This is a genomic window from Streptomyces radicis (assembly GCF_003626575.1).
Taxonomy (GTDB): domain Bacteria; phylum Actinomycetota; class Actinomycetes; order Streptomycetales; family Streptomycetaceae; genus Streptomyces; species Streptomyces radicis.
This window is the reverse complement of sequence record NZ_RBDY01000009.1, coordinates 126,002-144,869: the sequence shown is the minus strand read 5'-3', so window position 1 is coordinate 144,869 and position 18,868 is coordinate 126,002. Positions and strand designations below refer to the sequence as shown.

14 protein-coding genes are annotated in these 18,868 nt (G+C 73.3%); 2 read left to right on the top strand and 12 right to left on the bottom strand.

The features are described 5' to 3' along the window. Window positions 1–136: 136 nt before the first annotated feature. From glmS to D7318_RS14845, 6 genes are all read right to left on the bottom strand, one after another. Entirely contained in the window at window positions 137–1,957 is a 1,821-nt protein-coding gene (gene glmS / locus D7318_RS14870) for a glutamine--fructose-6-phosphate transaminase (isomerizing) (protein WP_120697563.1), read from the bottom strand. Between the two features lie 43 nt (window positions 1,958–2,000). Continuing rightward, window positions 2,001–2,276, bottom strand: coding sequence for a hypothetical protein (locus D7318_RS14865; protein ID WP_120697562.1), 276 nt, complete (start codon window positions 2,274–2,276; stop codon window positions 2,001–2,003). A gap of 122 nt (window positions 2,277–2,398) precedes the next feature. Further along, window positions 2,399–3,556 carry an acyl-CoA dehydrogenase family protein gene (locus D7318_RS14860; protein ID WP_120697561.1) on the bottom strand — a complete coding sequence of 386 codons (1,158 nt, stop codon included), beginning with the start codon at window positions 3,554–3,556 and terminating at the stop codon, window positions 2,399–2,401. Between the two features lie 2 nt (window positions 3,557–3,558). Continuing rightward, complete coding sequence (locus D7318_RS14855) at window positions 3,559–4,485, bottom strand: hydroxymethylglutaryl-CoA lyase (protein WP_120697560.1); 927 nt, start codon at window positions 4,483–4,485, stop codon at window positions 3,559–3,561. After that, entirely contained in the window at window positions 4,482–6,548 is a 2,067-nt protein-coding gene (locus tag D7318_RS14850; protein ID WP_120697559.1) for an ATP-binding protein, read from the bottom strand. The genes D7318_RS14855 and D7318_RS14850 overlap by 4 nt, the downstream gene beginning before the upstream one ends. A gap of 10 nt (window positions 6,549–6,558) precedes the next feature. Continuing rightward, window positions 6,559–8,175: a carboxyl transferase domain-containing protein gene (locus tag D7318_RS14845; RefSeq protein WP_120697558.1), complete on the bottom strand. Its 1,617-nt coding sequence runs from the start codon at window positions 8,173–8,175 to the stop codon at window positions 6,559–6,561. 47 nt (window positions 8,176–8,222) lie between these two features. Between D7318_RS14845 and D7318_RS14840 the strand changes: the two genes are divergently transcribed. Then, window positions 8,223–8,822: an SACE_7040 family transcriptional regulator gene (locus tag D7318_RS14840; protein ID WP_120697557.1), complete on the top strand. Its 600-nt coding sequence runs from the start codon at window positions 8,223–8,225 to the stop codon at window positions 8,820–8,822. Between the two features lie 1,263 nt (window positions 8,823–10,085). Here D7318_RS14840 and D7318_RS14835 read toward each other — a convergent pair. Both D7318_RS14835 and D7318_RS14830 read right to left on the bottom strand, forming a co-directional pair. Further along, the gene (locus D7318_RS14835; protein ID WP_120697556.1) at window positions 10,086–11,705 is read right to left on the bottom strand and encodes a tetratricopeptide repeat protein; all 1,620 of its coding nucleotides are present in this window, start codon (window positions 11,703–11,705) and stop codon (window positions 10,086–10,088) included. A gap of 350 nt (window positions 11,706–12,055) precedes the next feature. Beyond that, complete coding sequence (locus D7318_RS14830) at window positions 12,056–15,007, bottom strand: UPF0182 family membrane protein (RefSeq protein ID WP_120697554.1); 2,952 nt, start codon at window positions 15,005–15,007, stop codon at window positions 12,056–12,058. 136 nt (window positions 15,008–15,143) lie between these two features. On the opposite strand from D7318_RS14830, the gene D7318_RS14825 reads away from it, so the two are divergent. Further along, on the top strand, window positions 15,144–15,701 hold the full coding sequence (locus tag D7318_RS14825; protein WP_120697552.1) for a PPA1309 family protein: 558 nt from the start codon (window positions 15,144–15,146) through the stop codon (window positions 15,699–15,701). Between the two features lie 36 nt (window positions 15,702–15,737). Here D7318_RS14825 and D7318_RS14820 read toward each other — a convergent pair whose 3' ends face one another. The 4 genes from D7318_RS14820 to D7318_RS14810 form a co-directional block, all read right to left on the bottom strand. Beyond that, the gene (locus D7318_RS14820) at window positions 15,738–16,829 is read right to left on the bottom strand and encodes a YlbL family protein (protein ID WP_120697550.1); all 1,092 of its coding nucleotides are present in this window, start codon (window positions 16,827–16,829) and stop codon (window positions 15,738–15,740) included. A gap of 25 nt (window positions 16,830–16,854) precedes the next feature. Next, a complete protein-coding gene (locus D7318_RS32850) occupies window positions 16,855–17,028 on the bottom strand; it encodes a hypothetical protein (RefSeq protein WP_183091422.1) in 174 nt (57 codons plus the stop codon). A 107-nt stretch (window positions 17,029–17,135) separates the two neighbouring features. Further along, window positions 17,136–17,579: a molybdenum cofactor biosynthesis protein MoaE gene (locus D7318_RS14815; RefSeq protein WP_120697548.1), complete on the bottom strand. Its 444-nt coding sequence runs from the start codon at window positions 17,577–17,579 to the stop codon at window positions 17,136–17,138. 15 nt (window positions 17,580–17,594) lie between these two features. Next, window positions 17,595–18,755 (bottom strand): SDR family oxidoreductase, encoded by a 1,161-nt coding sequence (locus D7318_RS14810; RefSeq protein ID WP_120697546.1) that lies wholly within the window; start codon window positions 18,753–18,755, stop codon window positions 17,595–17,597. Window positions 18,756–18,868: the final 113 nt, after the last annotated feature.

Here is an 18,868-nt window from a genome sequence, read left to right as displayed (position 1 = left end):
CGGCTTCTCCCGCCGGCGTAATGGGCGACGCCGGCGCATATGGCGGCCCCCGGGCGTGCGTTTGGTGGCACGCACCTCCCGGGGGTCGCCGTGCGCCTCCCCGCGCTCCTACGCCACCGTGGCCACTCGGCCGTGGCTACTCGACCGTGACGGACTTCGCGAGGTTCCGCGGCTTGTCGATGTCCCGGCCGAGCGCCAGCGCCGTGTGGTAGGCCAGCAGCTGGAGCGGGATCCCCATGAGGACGGGGTCGAGCTCGGGCTCGTTGCGCGGGACCACGATCGTGTCGTCCGCCTTGGGCTGCTCCTCGTGCGCCACCGCCAGGATCCGGCCACTGCGGGCCTTGATCTCCTCGAGCGTGGCCCGGTTCTTGTCGAGCAGCTCGTCCGTAGGGACGATCGCGACCGTCGGCACCGCGGGCTCGATGAGCGCGAGCGGGCCGTGCTTCAGCTCGGAGGCCGGGTACGCCTCGGCGTGGATGTAGGAGACCTCCTTGAGCTTGAGCGACGCCTCCCTGGCCACGGGGAAGCCGCGCACCCTGCCCACGAACATCAGGCTCTTGGCCTCCGCGAACGCCTCGGCCACCTTGGCGATCCGGTCCTCGTCGCGCAGGATCTCGCCGATCTGCTCGGGCAGCTTGCGCAGCCCCTCGATGATCCGCCTGCCGTCCGCCACCGAGAGGTCCCTGATGCGGCCGAGGTGCAGCGCGAGCAGCGCGAACGCCACCGCGGTGTTGGTGAAGCACTTGGTGGACACGACGCACACCTCGGGCCCCGCGTGCACATAGATCCCGCCGTCGGTCTCGCGCGCGATGGCCGAGCCGACGACGTTGACGACGCCGAGGACCATGGCGCCCTTGCGCTTGAGCTCCTGCACGGCGGCCAGGGTGTCGTAGGTCTCGCCGGACTGGCTCGTGGCGATGTAGAGCGTGTCGGGGTCCACCACGGCGTTGCGGTAGCGGAACTCGCTCGCCGGCTCCGCGTCCGCCGGGATGCGCGCCAGCTCCTCGATCAGCTGGGCGCCGATCAGGCCCGCGTGGTACGCCGAGCCGCAGCCGAGGATCTTGACCCGGCGCACGCCGCGCGCGGCCCTGGCGTCCAGGTTGAGTCCGCCGAGGCGGACGGTGGCGAAACGGTCGTCGATCCGGCCGCGCAGCACCCGGTCCACCGCGTCGGGCTGCTCGGCGATCTCCTTGTGCATGTATGTGTCGTGGCCGCCCATGTCGTAGCTCTCGGCCTCCCAGTCCACGGTGGTGGGGGAGGCCGCGGTGCGGCTGCCGTCGGTGGTGTACGTGCGGTAGTCGTCGGCCTTGATGGTGGCCATCTCGCCGTCGTCCAGGGTGATCACCTGGCGCGTGTGGCTGATGAGCGCGGCCACGTCGGAGGCGACGAACATCTCCTTCTCGCCGATCCCGAGCACCACGGGCGAGCCGTTGCGGGCGACGACGATGCGGTCGGGGAAGTCCGCGTGCAGGACGGCGATCCCATAGGTGCCCTCGATGTACCGCAGGGCCTCGCGGACCTTCTCCTCCAGCGTCTCGGGCTGGGCGCGCGCGATCAGGTGGGCCAGCACCTCGGTGTCGGTGTCCGAGGCCAGCTCGACGCCGTCGGCGGCGAGCTTGGCGCGGAGGTCGGCGGAGTTGTCGATGATGCCGTTGTGCACGACGGCGACGCGGCCGAGCGCGTCCAGATGGGGGTGCGCGTTGGTGTCGTTGGGCGCGCCATGCGTGGCCCAGCGGGTGTGGGCGATGCCGCCGGTCCCGGCGAAGCGGGCGGGCACCTTGCCCTCGAGGTCGCGGACCCGCCCGGCGTTCTTCACCGTCTTGAGCCCGCCGCCCTTGCCGCTGCTGTGGATGGCGATGCCCGCGGAGTCGTAGCCTCGGTACTCGAGTCGCTGGAGGCCCTCGAGCAGGAGGGGTGCCACATCCCGTTTGCCGATATATCCGACGATTCCACACATAGACGTTCCTCCTGCTGGTCTCACACTTGCCGGGTCGGCCGCATCAGCCGTAGACGATCCGCCGCAGCTGCCGCAGGGACAGCTCGGGCGGTGCCACCGCGCGATGCGGCAGCTCGTCCGCGATCCGCTGGAAGATCGCCGCGTTGGTCAGCCCCTGGGAGCGCAGCTCCCGGTGGCGCCTGCGGACGAACTCCTCGGCGGTCTCGTCGAAATATGCCAGCACGTCCATAATCACCCGGGCCGCCTCACCTCGCGCGAGAGGCGTGCTGCGCACCAGGTGGTCCACGAGATCGTCATGGGGCGTACGGCGTTCGAGCACCCTCCGATACTGCGGAGCGCCGCCGACTTTCGCAACAATCCTGCCCGATATCGGGCAGCGGGTGTGTCGAATCATGGCGCCTTGGCACCCGGCGGGCGAGGGGACACCGGGCGCGGGTGCCGTTACCCCACGCCCAACTCGCGGGCGATCAGCATCCGTTGCACCTCGCTCGTGCCCTCGCCGATCTCCAGGATCTTGGCGTCGCGCCACATGCGGGCCACGGGGAACTCGTTCATGAAGCCGTAGCCGCCATGGATCTGGGTGGCCTCGCGGGCGTTGGTCACCGCCACGTCGGACGCGTGCAGCTTGGCGATCGACGCGGCCTTCTTGAACGGCTCGCCCGCCTGGAGCCTGGACGCCGCGTCGCGCCACGCGACGCGCGCGGTGTGGGCGCGGGCCTCCATGTCGGCGAGCTTGAACTGGATCGCCTGGTTGGCGCCGATCGGGCGGCCGAACGCCTCGCGCGTGCGCGCGTAGGCCACCGACTCGTCGACGCAGCCCTGCGCCAGGCCCGTGGCAAGCGCGGAGATGGCGACGCGGCCCTCGTCGAGGACGCGCAGGAACTGGGCGTAGCCGCGGCCCTCGTCGCCCAGGAGGTTCGCGGCGGGGACGCGGACGTCGGCGAACGACAGCTCGCGCGTGTCGGAGGCGTTCCAGCCGACCTTGGAGTAGGGCGGGGCCACGGTGAGGCCAGGGGTGCGGGCGGGCACGATGATCGTGGAGATCCGCGGCGAGCCGTCGTCCTTGCGCCCGGTGACCGCCGTGACGGTGATGAGCCCGGTGATGTCGGTGCCTGAGTTGGTGATGAAGCTCTTGGTGCCGTTGATGACCCAGCTGTCGCCGTCCCGCACGGCCGTGGTGCGGGTGCCGCCCGCGTCCGAGCCGCAGCCGGGCTCGGTGAGGCCGAACGCGCCCAGGATCTCGCCCGAGCAGAGCCGGGGCAGCCAGTGGCGCTTCTGCTCCTCGGTGCCGAAGCGGTGGATCGGCATCGCGCCGAGCGAGACGCCCGCCTCGAGCGTGATCGCCACGGACGAGTCGACGCGCGCCAGCTCCTCGAGGGCCAGGCACAGCGCGAGGTAGTCGCCGCCCATGCCGCCGTACTCCTCGGGGAACGGCAGCCCGAACAGGCCCATGCGGCCCATCTCGCGGACGATCTCGTAGGGGAACTCGTGGCGTTCGTAGAACGCGCCGATCTTGGGCGCCACCACGTCGTGGGCGAACGCCTCGACGGTGCGGCGCAGCTCCTCGTGCTCGGGGGTGAGGCGGTGGTCGAGGGGCATCGTCAGGACTCCTTCGGTGAAAGGGCGGAGACGGTGCGGGAGGGGCTCGGCCTGCCGAGGTGCGCGGCGAGCCACAGGCTGGTCCCGGTGAGCCGGTCGAGGTCGACGCCGGTCTCGATGCCGAGGCCTTCGAGCATCCAGAGCAGGTCCTCGGTGGCGAGGTTCCCGGTGGCGCTCTTCGCGAACGGGCAGCCGCCCAGGCCGCCCGCGCTGGCGTCGACGGTGGTGACGCCGTGGCGGAGCGCGGTCAGGGTGTTGGCCAACGCCTGGCCGTAGGTGTCGTGGAAGTGGACGGCGAGCCGCTCGGTGGGGATGCCCGCGCCGTTGAGCGCGGTGAGCAGGGCGGTGACCTGCCCCGGGGTGGCGACGCCGATCGTGTCGCCGAGGGACAGCTCGGCGCAGCCGAGGTCGATCAGGCGGCGGGCCACGCGCACCACGCGGTCGACGGGCACCTCGCCCTCCCAGGGGTCGCCGAAGCACATCGACAGATAGCCGCGCACGGGCACCTCGGCGTCGAGCGCGCGGGCGATCACCGGCGTGAACATGGCGAGTGACTCGTCGACCGTGCGGTTGAGGTTCGCGCGGGCGAACGACTCGGTGACGCTGGCGAACACGGCGACCTCGCGGGCGCCGAGGGCCAACGCCCGGTCGAGGCCGCGCTCGTTGGGCACCAGGACCGGGAGCCGGACGCCGTCGAGGTCGCGCAGCAGCGGGAACAGCCGCTCGGCGTCGGCGAGTTGGGGGACCCACTTCGGGTGGACGAAGCTCGTGGCCTCGATCGTGGTGAGCCCGGCGGCGGCGAGGCGGTGGATGAACTCGGCCTTCACGTCGAACGGGAGGAGCGCCTTCTCGTTCTGGAGGCCGTCGCGTGGGCCGACCTCGTGGACGCGGACGCGGGCGGGCAGCCCCGGCTCTGGCGTGGGGCTCATGACGGCTCCTGCGGGGCGGGGGCGGGGGGTTCGGCGACGGGGGTGGTGGCGACGGTGGCCGGGGTGACCACGGCGAGGACCTGGTCCATCGCGACGGTGGCGCCGACGGAGACGCCGAGCTCGGTGACGGTGCCGTCGTGCGGGGCCGCGATGACGTGCTCCATCTTCATCGCCTCCACCACGAGCAGGCTCTGGCCCGCCGTGACGGCCTCCCCGGCCGCGGCCTTGACGACGGTCACGGTGCCCGGCATGGGCGCGCTGAGCGTGTCGGCGCCCGGCGCCGCGGCGCCGCCCGCGGCGGCGACCGGGTCGTACGCCTGGACGTGCCACGCGTCGCCGTCGCGGCCCAGCCAGTGGGCGCCGGGGGCGCGGGGGTGGGGCGCGTGCGCGAAGCCGTGCGCGGTCCCGGCGTACTCGACGCGCAACGCGCCGCCCCCCGGCCCGTCGAGCAGCCGCGCGGGCACCGGCGCGCCCTCATCGCCCACCCGCGCCTCCCCAGGGCGCACCCTGACGGTCACGGGGTCGTGCCCGGGGACGCGGAGGCGGTGGATGGTCCAGGCGGGCTCGCCGCCCAGGCGCCACCCGGACGGGACCGAGAACGGATCGGTCCACTCCCCCGGCGCGGGCGCCGGGGCGAACGCCGCCTGGCGCGCCAACGCGACCGCGGCGTACACCTCCTCCGGCACGCCCGCGGGCAGCAGCCCTGACGCGGCGCCGTCCACGAGACCCGTGTCCAACTCCCCCGAGACCACGGCGGGATGGGCCAGCAGGCGGCGCAGGAAGCCGGTGTTGGTGTCGACGCCGAGCACGGTCGTGCGGGCCAGCGCGGCGCGCAGGCGCAGCAGCGCGGTGGCGCGGTCGGGGCCGTGGGCGACGACCTTGGCCAGCAGGGGGTCGTAGTCGGGCGAGACCTCGGTGCCCTCGGCGAGACCCGAGTCGGTGCGCACGCCATCGCCCTCCGGCTCGGCGAGCAGCAGCACCGTGCCCGCCGACGGCAGGAAGTCGACGCCCGATCCTTCGGCGGTCGGCCTGGCCGTCTCGGCGCACACCCGGGCCTCGACGGCGTGCCCCACCGTCGCGACGGCGTCCTGCCCGAACGGCAGCCGCTCGCCGCGCGCCACCCGCACCTGCCACTCCACCAGGTCGAGCCCGGTGACCAGCTCGGTGACGGGGTGCTCGACCTGGAGGCGGGTGTTCATCTCCATGAAGTAGTGCGTGGCCGAGTCGTCGCCCGGCACGATGAACTCGACCGTCCCCGCGCCCACATACCCGCACGCGCGGGCCGCGCGCACCGCGGCCTCGCCCATCACGGCGCGCGTGGCGTCGTCGAGGAACGGGCTCGGCGCCTCCTCGACGATCTTCTGGTGGCGGCGCTGGAGCGAGCACTCGCGCTCGCCGAGGTGGAGCACGGTGCCATGGCCGTCGGCGAGGATCTGGATCTCGATGTGCCGGGGGCGTTCGACCCAGCGCTCGGCCAGCAGCGTGCCATCGCCGAACGCCGCGAGCGCCCCCCGCCGCGCCGCCTCGATCTCGTCGGCGAGCAGGTCGGCGTCGCGCACCAGGCGCATGCCCTTGCCGCCGCCGCCCGCCGAGGGCTTGAGCAGCACCGGGAGTCCCAGCACGCGGGCGGCCTCGGCCAGCTCGCCGTCGCCGTCGGCGTGCGCCCCCGGCACCACGGGAACGCCCGCGGCGGCGACCGTCTCCTTGGCGCGGATCTTGTCGCCCATGGCCTCGATGGCGTCGGCGGGCGGCCCGATGAACGTCAGGCCCGCGCCCGCGACCGCGCGCGCGAACCCGGCGTTCTCCGCGAGGAACCCATAGCCGGGATGCACGGCGCCCGCGCCGGCGCGCGCGGCGGCGTCGAGCAACCGCTCGGCCGAGAGATAGCTCAGCGCGGCCTGGGCGGGGCCGAGGCGGACCGCCGCGTCGGCCTCGGCCACATGGCGCGCCCTCGCGTCCGCGTCGCTGTAGACGGCGACGGAGCGCAGGCCGAGGCGGCGCAGGGTGCGGATCACGCGGACCGCGATCTCGCCCCGGTTGGCGACGAGTACGGTGTCGAACATCGAGCCCCCCTCACATCCGGAAGACGCCATAGGCGGTGTCGGGCAGCGGCGCGTTGGCGCACGCGGTGAGCGCGAGGCCCAGGACCATGCGCGTCTGGAGCGGGTCGATCACGCCGTCGTCCCACAGCCGCGCGGTCGCGTAGTACGCGCTGCCCTGCGCCTCGTACCGCGCGCGGATCGGCGCCCTGAACGCCTCCTCGTCCGCCGCGCCCCACTCCTCGCCCGCGGCGGCCAGCTGGTCGCGCTTCACCGTGGCCAGCACGGCCGCGGCCTGCTCGCCGCCCATCACGGAGATCTTGGCGTTGGGCCACATCCACAGGAAGCGCGGCGAGTACGCCCGGCCGCACATCGAGTAGTTCCCCGCGCCGTACGAGCCGCCGATGACCACGGTCAGCTTGGGGACGCGGGCGCAGGCCACGGCCGTCACCATCTTGGCGCCGTGCTTGGCGATGCCGCCCGCCTCGTAGTCGCGGCCCACCATGAACCCCGAGACGTTCTGGAGGAAGAGCAGCGGGATGCCGCGCTGGTCGCACAGCTCGACGAAGTGGGCGCCCTTCTGGGCGGACTCGGAGAACAGGATGCCGTTGTTGGCGACGACGCCCACCGGGTGGCCGTGGATCCGCGCGAAGCCGGTGACCAGGGTCGCCCCGAACTCCGCCTTGAACTCCTGGAACCGCGACCCGTCCACCACCCGCGCGATCACCTCGCGCACGTCGTACGCCGTCCGCGAGTCCACCGGCACCACGCCGTAGAGCCCGCCCGGGTCGACGGCGGGCTCCTCGGGCGCCTCGACCGACCAGGGCAGCGGGCCGCGCTCGGGCAGGGTCGCCACGATGGAACGCACGATGCGCAGCGCGTGCGCGTCGTCCTCGGCGAGGTGGTCGGTGACCCCGGAGACCCGCGCGTGCACCTCGCCGCCGCCCAGCTCCTCGGCGGTCACGACCTCGCCCGTCGCGGCCTTCACCAGCGGGGGCCCGCCCAGGAAGATCGTGCCCTGGCCGCGCACGATGACCGCCTCGTCGCTCATGGCGGGGACATACGCGCCACCCGCCGTGCACGAGCCGAGGACGGCGGCGATCTGGGGGATGCGGGCGGCCGAGAGCCTGGCCTGGTTGTAGAAGATCCGGCCGAAGTGGTCGCGGTCGGGGAAGACCTCGTCCTGCATGGGCAGGAACGCGCCCCCCGAGTCCACCAGGTAGAGGCACGGCAGGCGGTTCTCCAGGGCGACTTCCTGGGCGCGCAGGTGCTTCTTGACGGTCATGGGGTAGTACGTGCCGCCCTTGACCGTCGCGTCGTTCGCCACGATGACGGCCTCCCGGCCGCTGACCCGGCCGATCCCGGCGATCACGCCCGCCGCCGGGGCGTCCCCGCCGTACAGGCCCTCGGCGGCCAGGGGCGCGAGCTCGAGGAAGGGCGAGCCGGGGTCGAGCAGGGTGTCCACGCGGTCGCGCGGCAGCAGCTTGCCGCGCGCGGTGTGCCGCGCGCGGGCGCGCTCGCCGCCGCCGACGCGGGCGGCGGCCAGCCGCTCGCGCAGCTCGGCGGCCAACTCGCGGTGCGCCGCCTCGTTCGCCCTGAACGCGTCGGAGGCCGGATCGGCGGTGCTGGTCAGCGTCGGTGCGTGGCCCATGAGGGCAGGTTAACGCTCGCTAACCGCCGTGTCTACAATGGGTTCTCATGACCACGCATGCCACGCCCCGCACCCGCCGCGAGCAGATCCTGCGCGAAGCGTCGCGGCTCTTCGCCGAGCGCGGCTTCCACGGGGTGGGCGTCGACGAGATAGGCGCCGCGGTGGGCATCAGCGGGCCCGCGCTGTACCGGCACTTCGCGGGCAAGGACGCGATGCTGACGGAGCTGCTCGTGGGGATCAGCAGCAGGCTGCGGGACGGGGGGCGTCGGCGCGTGGAGGAGGCGCGGGCGGCGGGGCGCGCGCCGTCGGAGGCGCTGGAGTCGCTGATCTCCGGGCACATCGACTTCGCGCTCGACGACCGGGCGCTGATCACGCTGCACGACAGGGAGCTCGACCGGCTGCCAGAGGCGGACAGGAAGCGGGTGCGGCAGTTGCAGCGGCAGTATGTGGAGCTGTGGGTCGAGGTGGTGCGCGAGACGCATCCCCGGCTCCCCGAGGACCAGGCGAGGGCGGCGGTGCACGCGGTGTTCGGCCTGCTGAACTCGACCCCCCACCTCTCCCGCCCGAGCGCCCTCCCCGACCGCGCGACAACGGCGGCCCTGCTCCACCGCCAGGCACTGGCGGCACTGGCCGCGGCGGAACGCTAGGCGCTGTGCCTGACCCGTTCCGCTACCGGTGGGTTGTCATGGCGCGCCACGGCACACGGCTCCCGCCGAGGGGCGCCGCTGCGCGGCGAGGCAGCGCGGGGGCACCGGGCGACGGCACACCGGAACCGGTTCCCGTGTGGTGCGGCACACCAGGACACGGCTCCCGCCGAGGGGCGCCGCTGCGCGGCGAGGCAGCGCCGGAGCACCGGCCCATGGCGGAACGCGGAACGCCGCTGAGCCGCACCACACCCAGAGTCCGGCTCCCGCCAAAGGGCGCGCCGCCGCACGGCGAGACAACGCCGCAACACCGGGCAACGGCACACCGAACCCGGCTCCCGCCCAAGGGCACCGCTCCGCGGCGAGGCAGCGCCGGGCCACCGGCCCATGGCGGAACGCGGAACGCCGCTGAGCCGCACCACACCCAGAGTCCGGCTCCCGCCAAAGGGCGCGCCGCCGCACGGCGAGACAACGCCGCAACACCGGGCAACGGCACACCGAACCCGGGCTCCCGCCCAAGGGCACCATTGCGCGGCGGGGCCGCGCCGGAGCGCGGAACCATGGCAGGACGCGGCAAAACGCCCCCCACCACAACGCCGCCGAACCGCACCGCACGCAGAACCCGGACTCCCCCCAAGGGGCGCCACCGCGCGGCGGCGAGCCCGATGTCTTGCAGGGCCCCCTCCGCCGCAGGCACGCCCCCCGGGAAGCGGACCCCGGAGGGCCGGGCCCCTCCGCCATGGGCGCGCCCCGCGCAGAAGAACCCACGCACTGAGGCGGGACACCCTCCCAGGGACGGGCAACCACGCCCGGGGGCGGCGGTCCTCCGCCACGGACACACCCCCCGCCAACGGCGAGCACCGCAGGCAGGGCGCGACCACGGGGCGCGGGCAATCACTCCCGGGCGGCGGTCCTTGCCACAGGCACACCCCACGCCGGAGGCGTAGCCCGCAACAGTGCATCGCTCCGCCGAGAGGCAACACGCCGAAGCACACAGCGGGCACCGCCAGGGCGCGTACCCCCGGGGCACGTTCCCCGCCGAAGGCGCGACCCCACGCTGAGGCAGACCCCGCGCCGGAGGCGCACACCGGCCGGAGGCAGGCACGCGCGCCGGAGGCGCGCGGCGGGGCACCGCCAATGCGCGTACCCCCGGGACCCGTTCCCCCGCCGGAGGCGCAGCGCACGCGTGCATCCCCCGCCGGGAGGCGGACTGCCGCTCGGGGGCGCGGCCCGTCGGGGGCTGGTGTCCCACAGCGGGAGCGTCCCTCAGGCCGTCAGCTCCTGGCGCAGCGCGTCGCGCAGGCGGGCCGCCCGCGCCGTGACCTCCGGAGGACCAAGCTCCATCGCCCGCGTGCACCACGTGCCGCCGCCCGCCAGGTCGCCCCGGCGGGACGCGAGCAGCGCGAGCCGCAGCGCCGCCCTGCCGTGGCCCGCCTCGGCCGCGCGCGTCCACCACAGGGCCGCCTCGGGCTCGCTGCCCTCGCGGGCCAGCAACAGCCCGAGGTTGAACGCGCCGTTCCTGCTGCCCGCCTCGGCCGCCGTGCGGTACCAGTGCGCCGCCTCGACCACGTCGCCGCGCCCCGCCGCCCGCGTGCCCAGGCGGACCTGCGCCCGCAGGTGCCCGTGCTCGGCCGCCCGCGTGAACCACTCCTCGGCCTCCGCCGCCTCGCCGCGCCGCTCGACCAGCACCGCGAGCCGGAAGGCGCCCTCGACGCTGCCGCCGTCGGCGGCCTGCCGCAGCTGCCCCTCGGCGCGGCCCTCGTCCCCCGAGCGCAGCAGCTCCACGGCGATCTGGAGCGCCGCCTCCGCGTGCCCCGCGGCCGCGGCCTGCTCGTACCACCGCCGGGCCTGGGCCGTCTCGCCGCGGCTCGCGTGCAGGATGCCGAGGTTGAACGCCGCGTCCACGCTGCCCGACTCGGCCGCCTTCGAGAACCACGGCTCGGCGCCGTCCGCGTCGCCGCGCTGCAACAGCAGCACCGCCAGCGCGTTCGCCGCGTCGCGGTGACCGGCGTAGGCCGCGCGGCGGTACCACTGCTCGGCCTCGGCCGTGCGGCCCTGGCCCGTGCACAGCAGCGCGAGGTTGAACGCGCCGTTGATGTCCCCGGCGTCGAGCGCCGCGCGGTACCAGCGCTGCGCCTCCTGCCGCTCGCCGCGCTCGGCGTGCAGGGCGCCCAAGGCGTTCGCCGCGGGCCCGTCGCCGTCCCTCGCGGCGCGCCGCCACCAGCGCTCGGCCGCGACCCCGTCGCCCGCGTCGCGCAGCAGGAAGCCCAACGCGCTCGCCGCGCGCGGCTCGCCCCCCTCCGCCGCCTCCAGGTACCAGCGGCCCGCGTCCCGCACCTCGCCGCGCCGCTCGAGCAGCGCGCCGAGGCGCAGCGCGGCGCGCCGGTGCCCGCGCGCCGCGGCCTGCCGGAACCACGGCTCGGCCGCGTCGTCGCCCTCGGCCGCCGCCAGGCACGCGTACCGGTACGCCGCCTCGCGGTGGCCGCGCTCGGCCGCCGTGCGGAACCACTCGTCCGCGCCCGGCGCGCCCCGGTGGTCGAGCAGGTCGGCCAGGGCGTAGGCGCCCGAGGCGTGGCCCGACTCGGCCGCCTGGCGCAACCAGTACTCCGCCCCGGCCTCGTCCCCGCGCTCACGGCGGGAACGGCCCAGGGCGTGCGCCGCGGGCGCGGAGCCGGCGACGGCCGCGATCCGCCACCACTCGGCGGCCTCGGCGCCCCGGCCCGACTGGTGCAGCAGGACCCCCAGATTGTTCGCCGCGGACCTCTCACCCTCGGCGGCGGCCGCCCGCAGCGGCGCCTCCGCCCGGTGCAGGTCACCGGCGCGCAGCAGCCGCGCGCCCTCCTCAGCGGCCGCGCGGCTCGTCTCGAACCTCGCTTTGTCCCCCATAAGGTCCATAGTCGCACCACCTGAAACCTGCGTACACCTGGTATACCGCAGCCAGTGAAGTCACTTCAGCGGTTTGTCGACTTCCCGATATGGATACACCCAAACACGTTGTGGCGGAGGGACTTTCCAGGATCCGACACGCAGTATGACGCCGCCCACGTCTCAGCAGGTCAGCGAGGCGCGCCCGCGGCCGCCGAACAACTGCCCAGGGTGAGCGGGCGGCGATCGATGTTTACGAGACCGTGACCTGGCCAACTCCCGTGCGCCAAAGGCGACGAGGGGCCCGCGGGTCGATCGCTCTCGACTCGCGGGCCCCTCGTCCTGGCGGCGCCGGTGGCGCGCGCTACGCGCTACGCGCCCGGATCCTCCTGGCCCTGGTCGGGCGGCGTCTCCTCCTGCTCGTTACGGCCTTCCTCCAGCTCGGCCAGCCGGTCGAGCGCCTCCTCGAGACGGGCCTGCGCCTCGCCGTAGGCGGTCCAGTCGCCCTCGGCCAGCGCGTCCTGCCCGGCCTCCCAGGCCTCCTGCGCGTCCTGGACGGCCTCCTCGGCGGTCGCCTCCTCGCCGTCCGCCGGCGGCTCCTCGCCGGTGTCGGGCGGCGGTGGCGCCTCCTCGCCCGGATCCTCGCCCTCCTCGGTCACCCCGAAGACGACGTCCAGGGCTCTGTCGAGCGACTCCTCGAAGACGATCTCCTCGCCGTACGCCACCAACACCCGCTGCAACAGTGGGTAGTTCTGTCCGGCGCCGCGGACGTACACCGGCTCGACGTAGAGCAGGCCGCCCTCGAGGGGCACGGTCAGGAGGTTGCCGTACTCCACCTCGGAGTCGCCGCGTCTCAGGAGGTTGATCCGCTCGGCGATGTCCGGATCGGAGTTGAACCGGCTCTGCACCTGTTGTGGGCCCCACACCGTGGTCGTGGACGGCAGCGTGAGGATTCTCATCGTGCCGTAGTCCTCGCTCCTGGCGTCCGCCTCGACCGCCATGTAGGCGGCGAGCGTATCCCTGTTCAACGGCGTGAACGTCGTCGTCAGCGAGAAGACCTGCTCGTCCTGGCCGGGCATCCTCATGCTGAGGTAGTACGGCGGGACGACCTCGTTCTCGTGCGTCGGGTCGTCCGGCACCTCCCAGCGCTCCGAACCCGAGTAGAACTGCCCGGCGTTCTGCACGTGGTAGCGCTGGAGCAGGTCGCGCTGGACCTTGAACAGGTCCTGCGGGTACCTGAGGTGGTCCATCAGCTCTTCGCTGATCTCGTCCCGGTCGGAGACGACGCCGGGGAACGCCTTGCGCCACGTCTCGAGCACCGGGTCGTTCTCGTCCCACTCGTACAGATCGACCTCGCCGCTGTACGCGTCGACGGTCGCCTTCACGGAGTTCCGGATGTAGTTGACCCGGTTCTCCTGCGCGATGACCTCGCCCTGGTTCTCCGTGAGGGACGTCTCGGTCACATCACCCAGCGTGGTGCGCGCCGAGTACGGATAGCCGCTGCTCGTCGTGTACGCGTCCACGATCCACTGGACCCTGCCGTCCACCACCGCCGGATACGGGTCGCCGTCGATCGTCAGCCACGGGGCGACGGCCTCGACGCGCTCCTTCGGCGTGCGGTTGTACAGGATCTGGGAGTTCCCGTCGATCGCGCCGGAGTACAGGATCTGCGGCTCGCCCATGGTCAGGGCGTAGGCGGCGCGCTTGAACCAGTTGTCGAGCTCGACGCCCGCGTCGCCCGTGTAGCTGTACTCGACCTCGCCGTCCTCGCCCGCGTAGTCGATCTCCTGCTGGGGGCCGCCGACGATCGAGTACTGCGTGGTGTACTCGCCGAAGTAGATGCGCGGCTCGTAGTCGGGCAGCTCGCCCTCGGGCGGGAGGTTCTCCTCGGTGAACGCGGGCTCGCCGTCGTCGGTGACGCCGGTGCCGCTGGCCGCGACGATGCCGAAGCCGTGCGTGTACCTGAAGTGCTCGTTGATCCAGTTCCGCTCGGGGATCTCGTTGACGTTCATCTCGCGGAGGCCGATGACCGTGTCCTGGTCGCCGTTCTCCGTGGGGTAGCGGTCCACGTCGAGCGTCGCGGGGAACTGGTAGTACCCGCGGACCTGCTGGATCTGCTGGAACGCCGGGGAGACCACGCTCGGGTCGAGCAGCCGGATCGACGCGGTGTCGCCCACGGCGGTCCGCAAGGTCTCGGGCTCTGCCTCACTTGTGCCCGAATAGTCCTCGATCTCCGCATCCGCGATGGCATAGGCGTCCTTCGTGGACTCCATGTGCCGCTGGATGTACTCGGCCTCCTTGGCCTGCTCGTTCGGCCGCACCTGGAACTGCTGGACCAGCGCGGGGTAGACGCCGCCGATCAGCACGGCCGAGAGCACCATCAGGCCGAGGCCGATCACCGGCAGCTGCCAGCCGCGCCGCCACAGCGTCGCGAAGAACAGCAGGGCGCAGATCACGGCGATGATCGTCAGGATCGTCTTGGCCGGGAGGTACGCGTTGGCGTCCACGTAGCGGAGGCCCGTCCAGCCGTCGGCGTTCCTGAAGTCGCCGCTCTTGAGCGCGAGTCCGTAGCGGTCCAGCCAGTACGCCACGGCCTTGAGCGCGACGAAGAGGCCGAGCAGCACGGACAGGTGGCCGGTCGCGGCCGGGGTGATGCGGCTGCCCGGGGTGGTCAGCCTGACGCCGCCGTAGAGGTAGTGCGTCAGCGCGGCAGCCAGCGTCGAGAGCACCACGACGGCGAAGCCGAAGCCCAGCAGGAAGCGGTAGAACGGGTAGTCGAACGCGTAGAACCCCACGTCCATGCCGAACTGCGGATCCGTCTCGCCGAACGACGTGCCGTTGACCCACTGGAGCCAGGTGCGCCACTGGCCCGAGGCCGAACCACCCGCGATCAGGCCGATCACCACGGCGACGCCGAGCAGCACCCACCGCTTGTAGGGGGCGATCGACATCCGGTAACGATCGAGGTTCTGCTGCTCCATCGACATCGCGCTCAACGGCGGGCGCAGGCGGTGCGCGAGCCACACGTTGAACCCGACGGCCAACGCCATCACCAGGCCGAAGACGGCGAACATGGTGACCCGGGTCAGCAACTGGGTCCGGTACACGCTCGTGTAGTCGACCGAGCTGTACCAGAGCCAATCCGTCCAAAACCCGGCGAACATGGCGAAAAGGATGCCAAGTCCCGCCAGAATGGCCGCCGTGATCAGCAGCGTCTTGGCCCCCCTCGACGGGCGGCCGACGCTGAAGCGCGGTCCGCCCGGACCTCGGGGGCCCCTGGGCCCGTTCGGACCGTTGGGGCCACGCGAGCCCCGGTCCGGCATTTGGAAAGCCAACGCGCGCACCTCGACGATTCGCAGGGTTCGGAGCCAGGCCGTCCATGAAAGACGCCCACTCGACTAACTTACTCAAGCTTTACTCGGTTCCCGTTTCCGGGGTGGAAGACGGCACGATAGGCCCATGGACAACACTCCGCCCCCCGGCCCCCCTTCCTCCCGCCCCTCTGTGACGCCTCTCACCACGGCCGTCCTGGAGATCGACGCCTATGTGGCGGGGCTCGGCTGGGACCGGCCCGCCCAGCTGTTCGCGCTGGTCGACACCGAGCGGCTGCGCGCCGAGGAGCCGGAGCTCGCCGACCGGCTCGACATCGGCGCGGGCAGCGGGCTGACCCCGGTGGAACAGGACGAACTGCCCGCGGGGCAGCCCCTCGACGAGTTCCTGGCGACGATCGCCTGGCCCGAGGCGGTCGCGGGCTGCGCCCTCACGATCGAACGCCTGATGCTGCCGCCATCGGCGGAGGACACGGTGCCCGACGGCCTGCCCGGCGCCGAGCTGACGCGCTGGGTGGCCGAGCACCCCGAGCGCCAGGAGGTGCGGATGACGGTGGCGGTGCTGCGGGACGGGACCCGCGAGTCGGCGATCAGGCTGCGCGAGAAGGACGCGGAGACGGAGGTGCTGACCGGTCCCGACCTGGTGCCCGGGCTCGCCGAGGCGCTGGCGGCCACGTTCACGGAGTGACGCCAGGGGCGTGCCCGACCCCGCCCGCGGCGCCCCTCACGGGGCCTCGCAGGCGGGGAGGTCGTCGGTGTCCCCCGCCCTGATGTCGGCCAGCGCGTCGAGGGCGTCGTCGAGCGTGCCGACCCTGACCAGGGTGAGCCCGCCGGGCACGTCATCGGCGGCCACCGAGCAGTTCTCCTCGGGGGTCAGGAAGAACTCCGCGCCCGCGTCCCGCGCCGCGATGGTCTTCTGCGAGACGCCGCCGATCGGGCCGACGGTCCCCTCGGTGTCGATCGTGCCGGTGCCCGCGACGAACGCCCCACCGGTCAGGTCGTCCTCGGTGAGCCGGTCGATGAGGCCGAGCGCGAACATCAGCCCCGCGCTCGGCCCGCCGACATCGGCCAGCTCGATCTCTATCTCGAACGGGAAGCTGTGGCTGACGCCCGCCGTGATCCCGACGATGGCCCGCTGGTCGTCGGGCGCGGCCACGGTGGACACCGTGACCTCCTCGGTCTCGGCGGGCAGCTCGTCCCCCGCCTCGATGGCGGCCTGCGCCTGCTCGGCGGGCACCACGGTGAAGACCACGTCATCGCCCGCCTCCCGCCCGGTGACCAGGTCGGCCACCTCGCCCGGCTCGCCGATCTCCTCGCCGTCCACCGCCACGATGGCGTCCCCCGCGTGCAGCTCCCCCTCGGCCGGGCTGTCCTCGGCGACCGCGGCCACGATCGTCTGGGAGCCCACGTCGTAGCCCAGCTCCTCGAGGGCCGCGACCTTGGCGCTCTCCTGGGAGGCGGTGAACTCCTCGGCGTTCTGCTCCTGGACCTGGTCCGCGGACAGGTCCTCGGGGTAGATCGACTCGTACGGCACCACGGCGCTGTCGTCGGAGAGCCAGCCGCTGACCGCCTCCAGGAGGTTCATCCGGTAGTTGACCCCGGTGACGCGGACCGTCGTCATGTTCAGGTGGCCCGACGACTCGAACGTCTCCTCGCCACTGATGTTCAGCACGGGCTCGCCGTCGTGCTCGCCCAGGGTGTTCACCGTGGGGCCGGGCGACATCTCCGCGTAGGGCACCCTGACCAGCACGGCGGCGCAGAGCAGGCCTATGAGGAGCAGGGTCGACGTCAGCAGCGTCGCGGTGCGGCGTGGCATGTCTTGACAGTACGTGACGGGACTGTCAGCCGTCGGCCGGGGCCCGCTCCATCGCGGCCCTGAACGCCTCGTACCCCCGCACCCCCGCCGCGTCCTTGACCCCGCCCGCCCCACTGCGACGCCGCGTGGCCCATGTGCTCCACAGCCCGGCCACCACTGCCCCGGCGACGGGGATCAGCAGCCATACGAGAACCGCCATGACCTACCTCCCACCTCGGCGACGTAACACCAACGCTCTGACCTGGAAACGGGTTACGCAACCCGGCCGGACTTCGTCCGGGGGGACCCCCACCGGGGGTGGCTGGGCTAAGTGCCCGCTCCCACCCACTCGTTGGTGCCGTCCGTGAAGGTCTGGTGTTTCCAGATGGGGACCTCGTGCTTCAGGTCGTCGATCAGGCGGCGGGACGCGGCGAACGCCTCGCCGCGGTGGGCGCACGCGACCGCGACCACCACGGCCAGGTCGCCGATGGCGAGGTCGCCGACGCGGTGCACCGCGGCCAGCGCGTGGACGGGGAAGTCGGCGGCGACCCGCTCGGCGACGCGGCGCAGCTGGGCCTCGGCGGTGGGATGGGCGGAGTACGCCAGTGAGGTGACGGCCGCCCCTTCGACGTGCCCGTCGTGGTCGCGGACGGTCCCGGCGAACAGCGCGGTGCCACCCGCCGCGTCGTCTCCGACCGCGGCGATGACCTCGTCGACGGAGAGCGGCGTCTCCCTGATGGCGATGAGCCGGATGGGGTCACGTTCGTTCATGGGCCCCATCCTCCGTCACCGGCGTCTGGCCCTGCGCGCCCGGCGTACCAGTGCGGCGGTGCCGACCAGCGCGACCGTGGCGCCCGCCGCCCCCAGCGTGGTCGCCGCGTCCTTGCGGCCGAGCCTGCGCCCGGCGACCGTGTGCCGCCCCGCCACCTCGGTCAGCAGCTCGGCCAGCACCTCCTCGTTGCTCCAGGAAGGCCGCCAGCCCGCCTCGTAGAGCTTGCTTCCGCTGACGACCCAGGGGTGCATCGTGTACGCGAGGTCCCCCGCGGGAGACGGGGTCAGGCCGAGGCGGTGCAGGCGGGCGGCGGCGCCGAGGGCGACCGAGGGCGGCAGCTCCATGCGGCGGACGCCGGTGAGCTCCTCGACCTCCTCCTGTTCGAGCCAGCCGTCGCAGCCGACCGCGAGCTCGCCCTCGACGCGTTCGCGGGCGGCGAACTCCAGGGCGCTGACCAGGTCCTCGACGTGGCAGAACTGCCAGCGCGGCCTGGAACCCGCGACCACGAGCAGCCGGGGCGACTCGAAGTAGCGCGTGAGGGCGGTGTCCGTGCCGCCGACGAGGATGGCGGGGCGCAGCACGGTGACGTTGAGCCCCGGGTGGGCGCGCGGGGCGCGCTGCGCGAGCCGTTCGATCTCCAGCAGGTCGCCCACGCATGTGGCGTCGGCGGTGGCGCGCAGCTCGGCGTCCTCGGCGAGGGGGACGTCGTTGTCGGGCAGGGCGCCGTAGACCATCGCGGACGTGCAGAGCACGACCCGGCGCACGCCGGCGGCCGCGGCGGCGGTCAGCACGGTCTGCGCGCCCCTGACGTTGAACGCCGTGCGGGCGGCGGGGTCGGCCTCCAGGTCGAGGTCGAGGGCGAGGTGGACGACGACGTCGACGGGGCCCTCGTGGTCGCGGTCGCGCTCGGCGTGGGCCGAGGCATCGCGTGAGGCGCCCGACGTGCGCAGCAGGTCGGCGATGGCGGGGTCGCGGATGTCGAGCGTGTGCCACTCGGCGCCCTTGGCGTCGCCGACGCGCTCGTCGAGTGCGAGCACCCGCTTGACGTCGTCGGCGGCAAGCAGCCGCTCGGTGAGCAGTGCGCCGACCCCTGTCGCCGCGCCGGTGACCGCGACGGTCAGCGGGGTGGCAGGGCCGTTTCGCGCTGCGCGAACGGCTGGCTCCGGGGAACTCACAGGACCTCTCCAGCGGTTGTTTCGGTACGACGTGCGCACGCCCATCCTGCCTGAGTGGTGTCTAGGCTGGAGGCACAGACCAGCGAATCACAGGCACGTTGGTTCCGTCCGAC

What these genes read in the sequence shown, in the direction of transcription:
- glmS (WP_120697563.1), bottom strand. Translation starts at nt 1,957, where the DNA reads ATGTGTGGAATCGTCGGATATATCGGCAAACGGGATGTGGCACCCCTC.
- D7318_RS14860 (WP_120697561.1), bottom strand. Translation starts at nt 3,556, where the DNA reads ATGCCCCTCGACCACCGCCTCACCCCCGAGCACGAGGAGCTGCGCCGC.
- D7318_RS14855 (WP_120697560.1), bottom strand. Translation starts at nt 4,485, where the DNA reads ATGAGCCCCACGCCAGAGCCGGGGCTGCCCGCCCGCGTCCGCGTCCAC.
- D7318_RS14850 (WP_120697559.1), bottom strand. Translation starts at nt 6,548, where the DNA reads ATGTTCGACACCGTACTCGTCGCCAACCGGGGCGAGATCGCGGTCCGC.
- D7318_RS14845 (WP_120697558.1), bottom strand. Translation starts at nt 8,175, where the DNA reads ATGGGCCACGCACCGACGCTGACCAGCACCGCCGATCCGGCCTCCGAC.
- D7318_RS14840 (WP_120697557.1), top strand. Translation starts at nt 8,223, where the DNA reads ATGACCACGCATGCCACGCCCCGCACCCGCCGCGAGCAGATCCTGCGC.
- D7318_RS14835 (WP_120697556.1), bottom strand. Translation starts at nt 11,705, where the DNA reads ATGGGGGACAAAGCGAGGTTCGAGACGAGCCGCGCGGCCGCTGAGGAG.
- D7318_RS14830 (WP_120697554.1), bottom strand. Translation starts at nt 15,007, where the DNA reads ATGCCGGACCGGGGCTCGCGTGGCCCCAACGGTCCGAACGGGCCCAGG.
- D7318_RS14825 (WP_120697552.1), top strand. Translation starts at nt 15,144, where the DNA reads ATGGACAACACTCCGCCCCCCGGCCCCCCTTCCTCCCGCCCCTCTGTG.
- D7318_RS14820 (WP_120697550.1), bottom strand. Translation starts at nt 16,829, where the DNA reads ATGCCACGCCGCACCGCGACGCTGCTGACGTCGACCCTGCTCCTCATA.
- D7318_RS32850 (WP_183091422.1), bottom strand. Translation starts at nt 17,028, where the DNA reads ATGGCGGTTCTCGTATGGCTGCTGATCCCCGTCGCCGGGGCAGTGGTG.
- D7318_RS14815 (WP_120697548.1), bottom strand. Translation starts at nt 17,579, where the DNA reads ATGAACGAACGTGACCCCATCCGGCTCATCGCCATCAGGGAGACGCCG.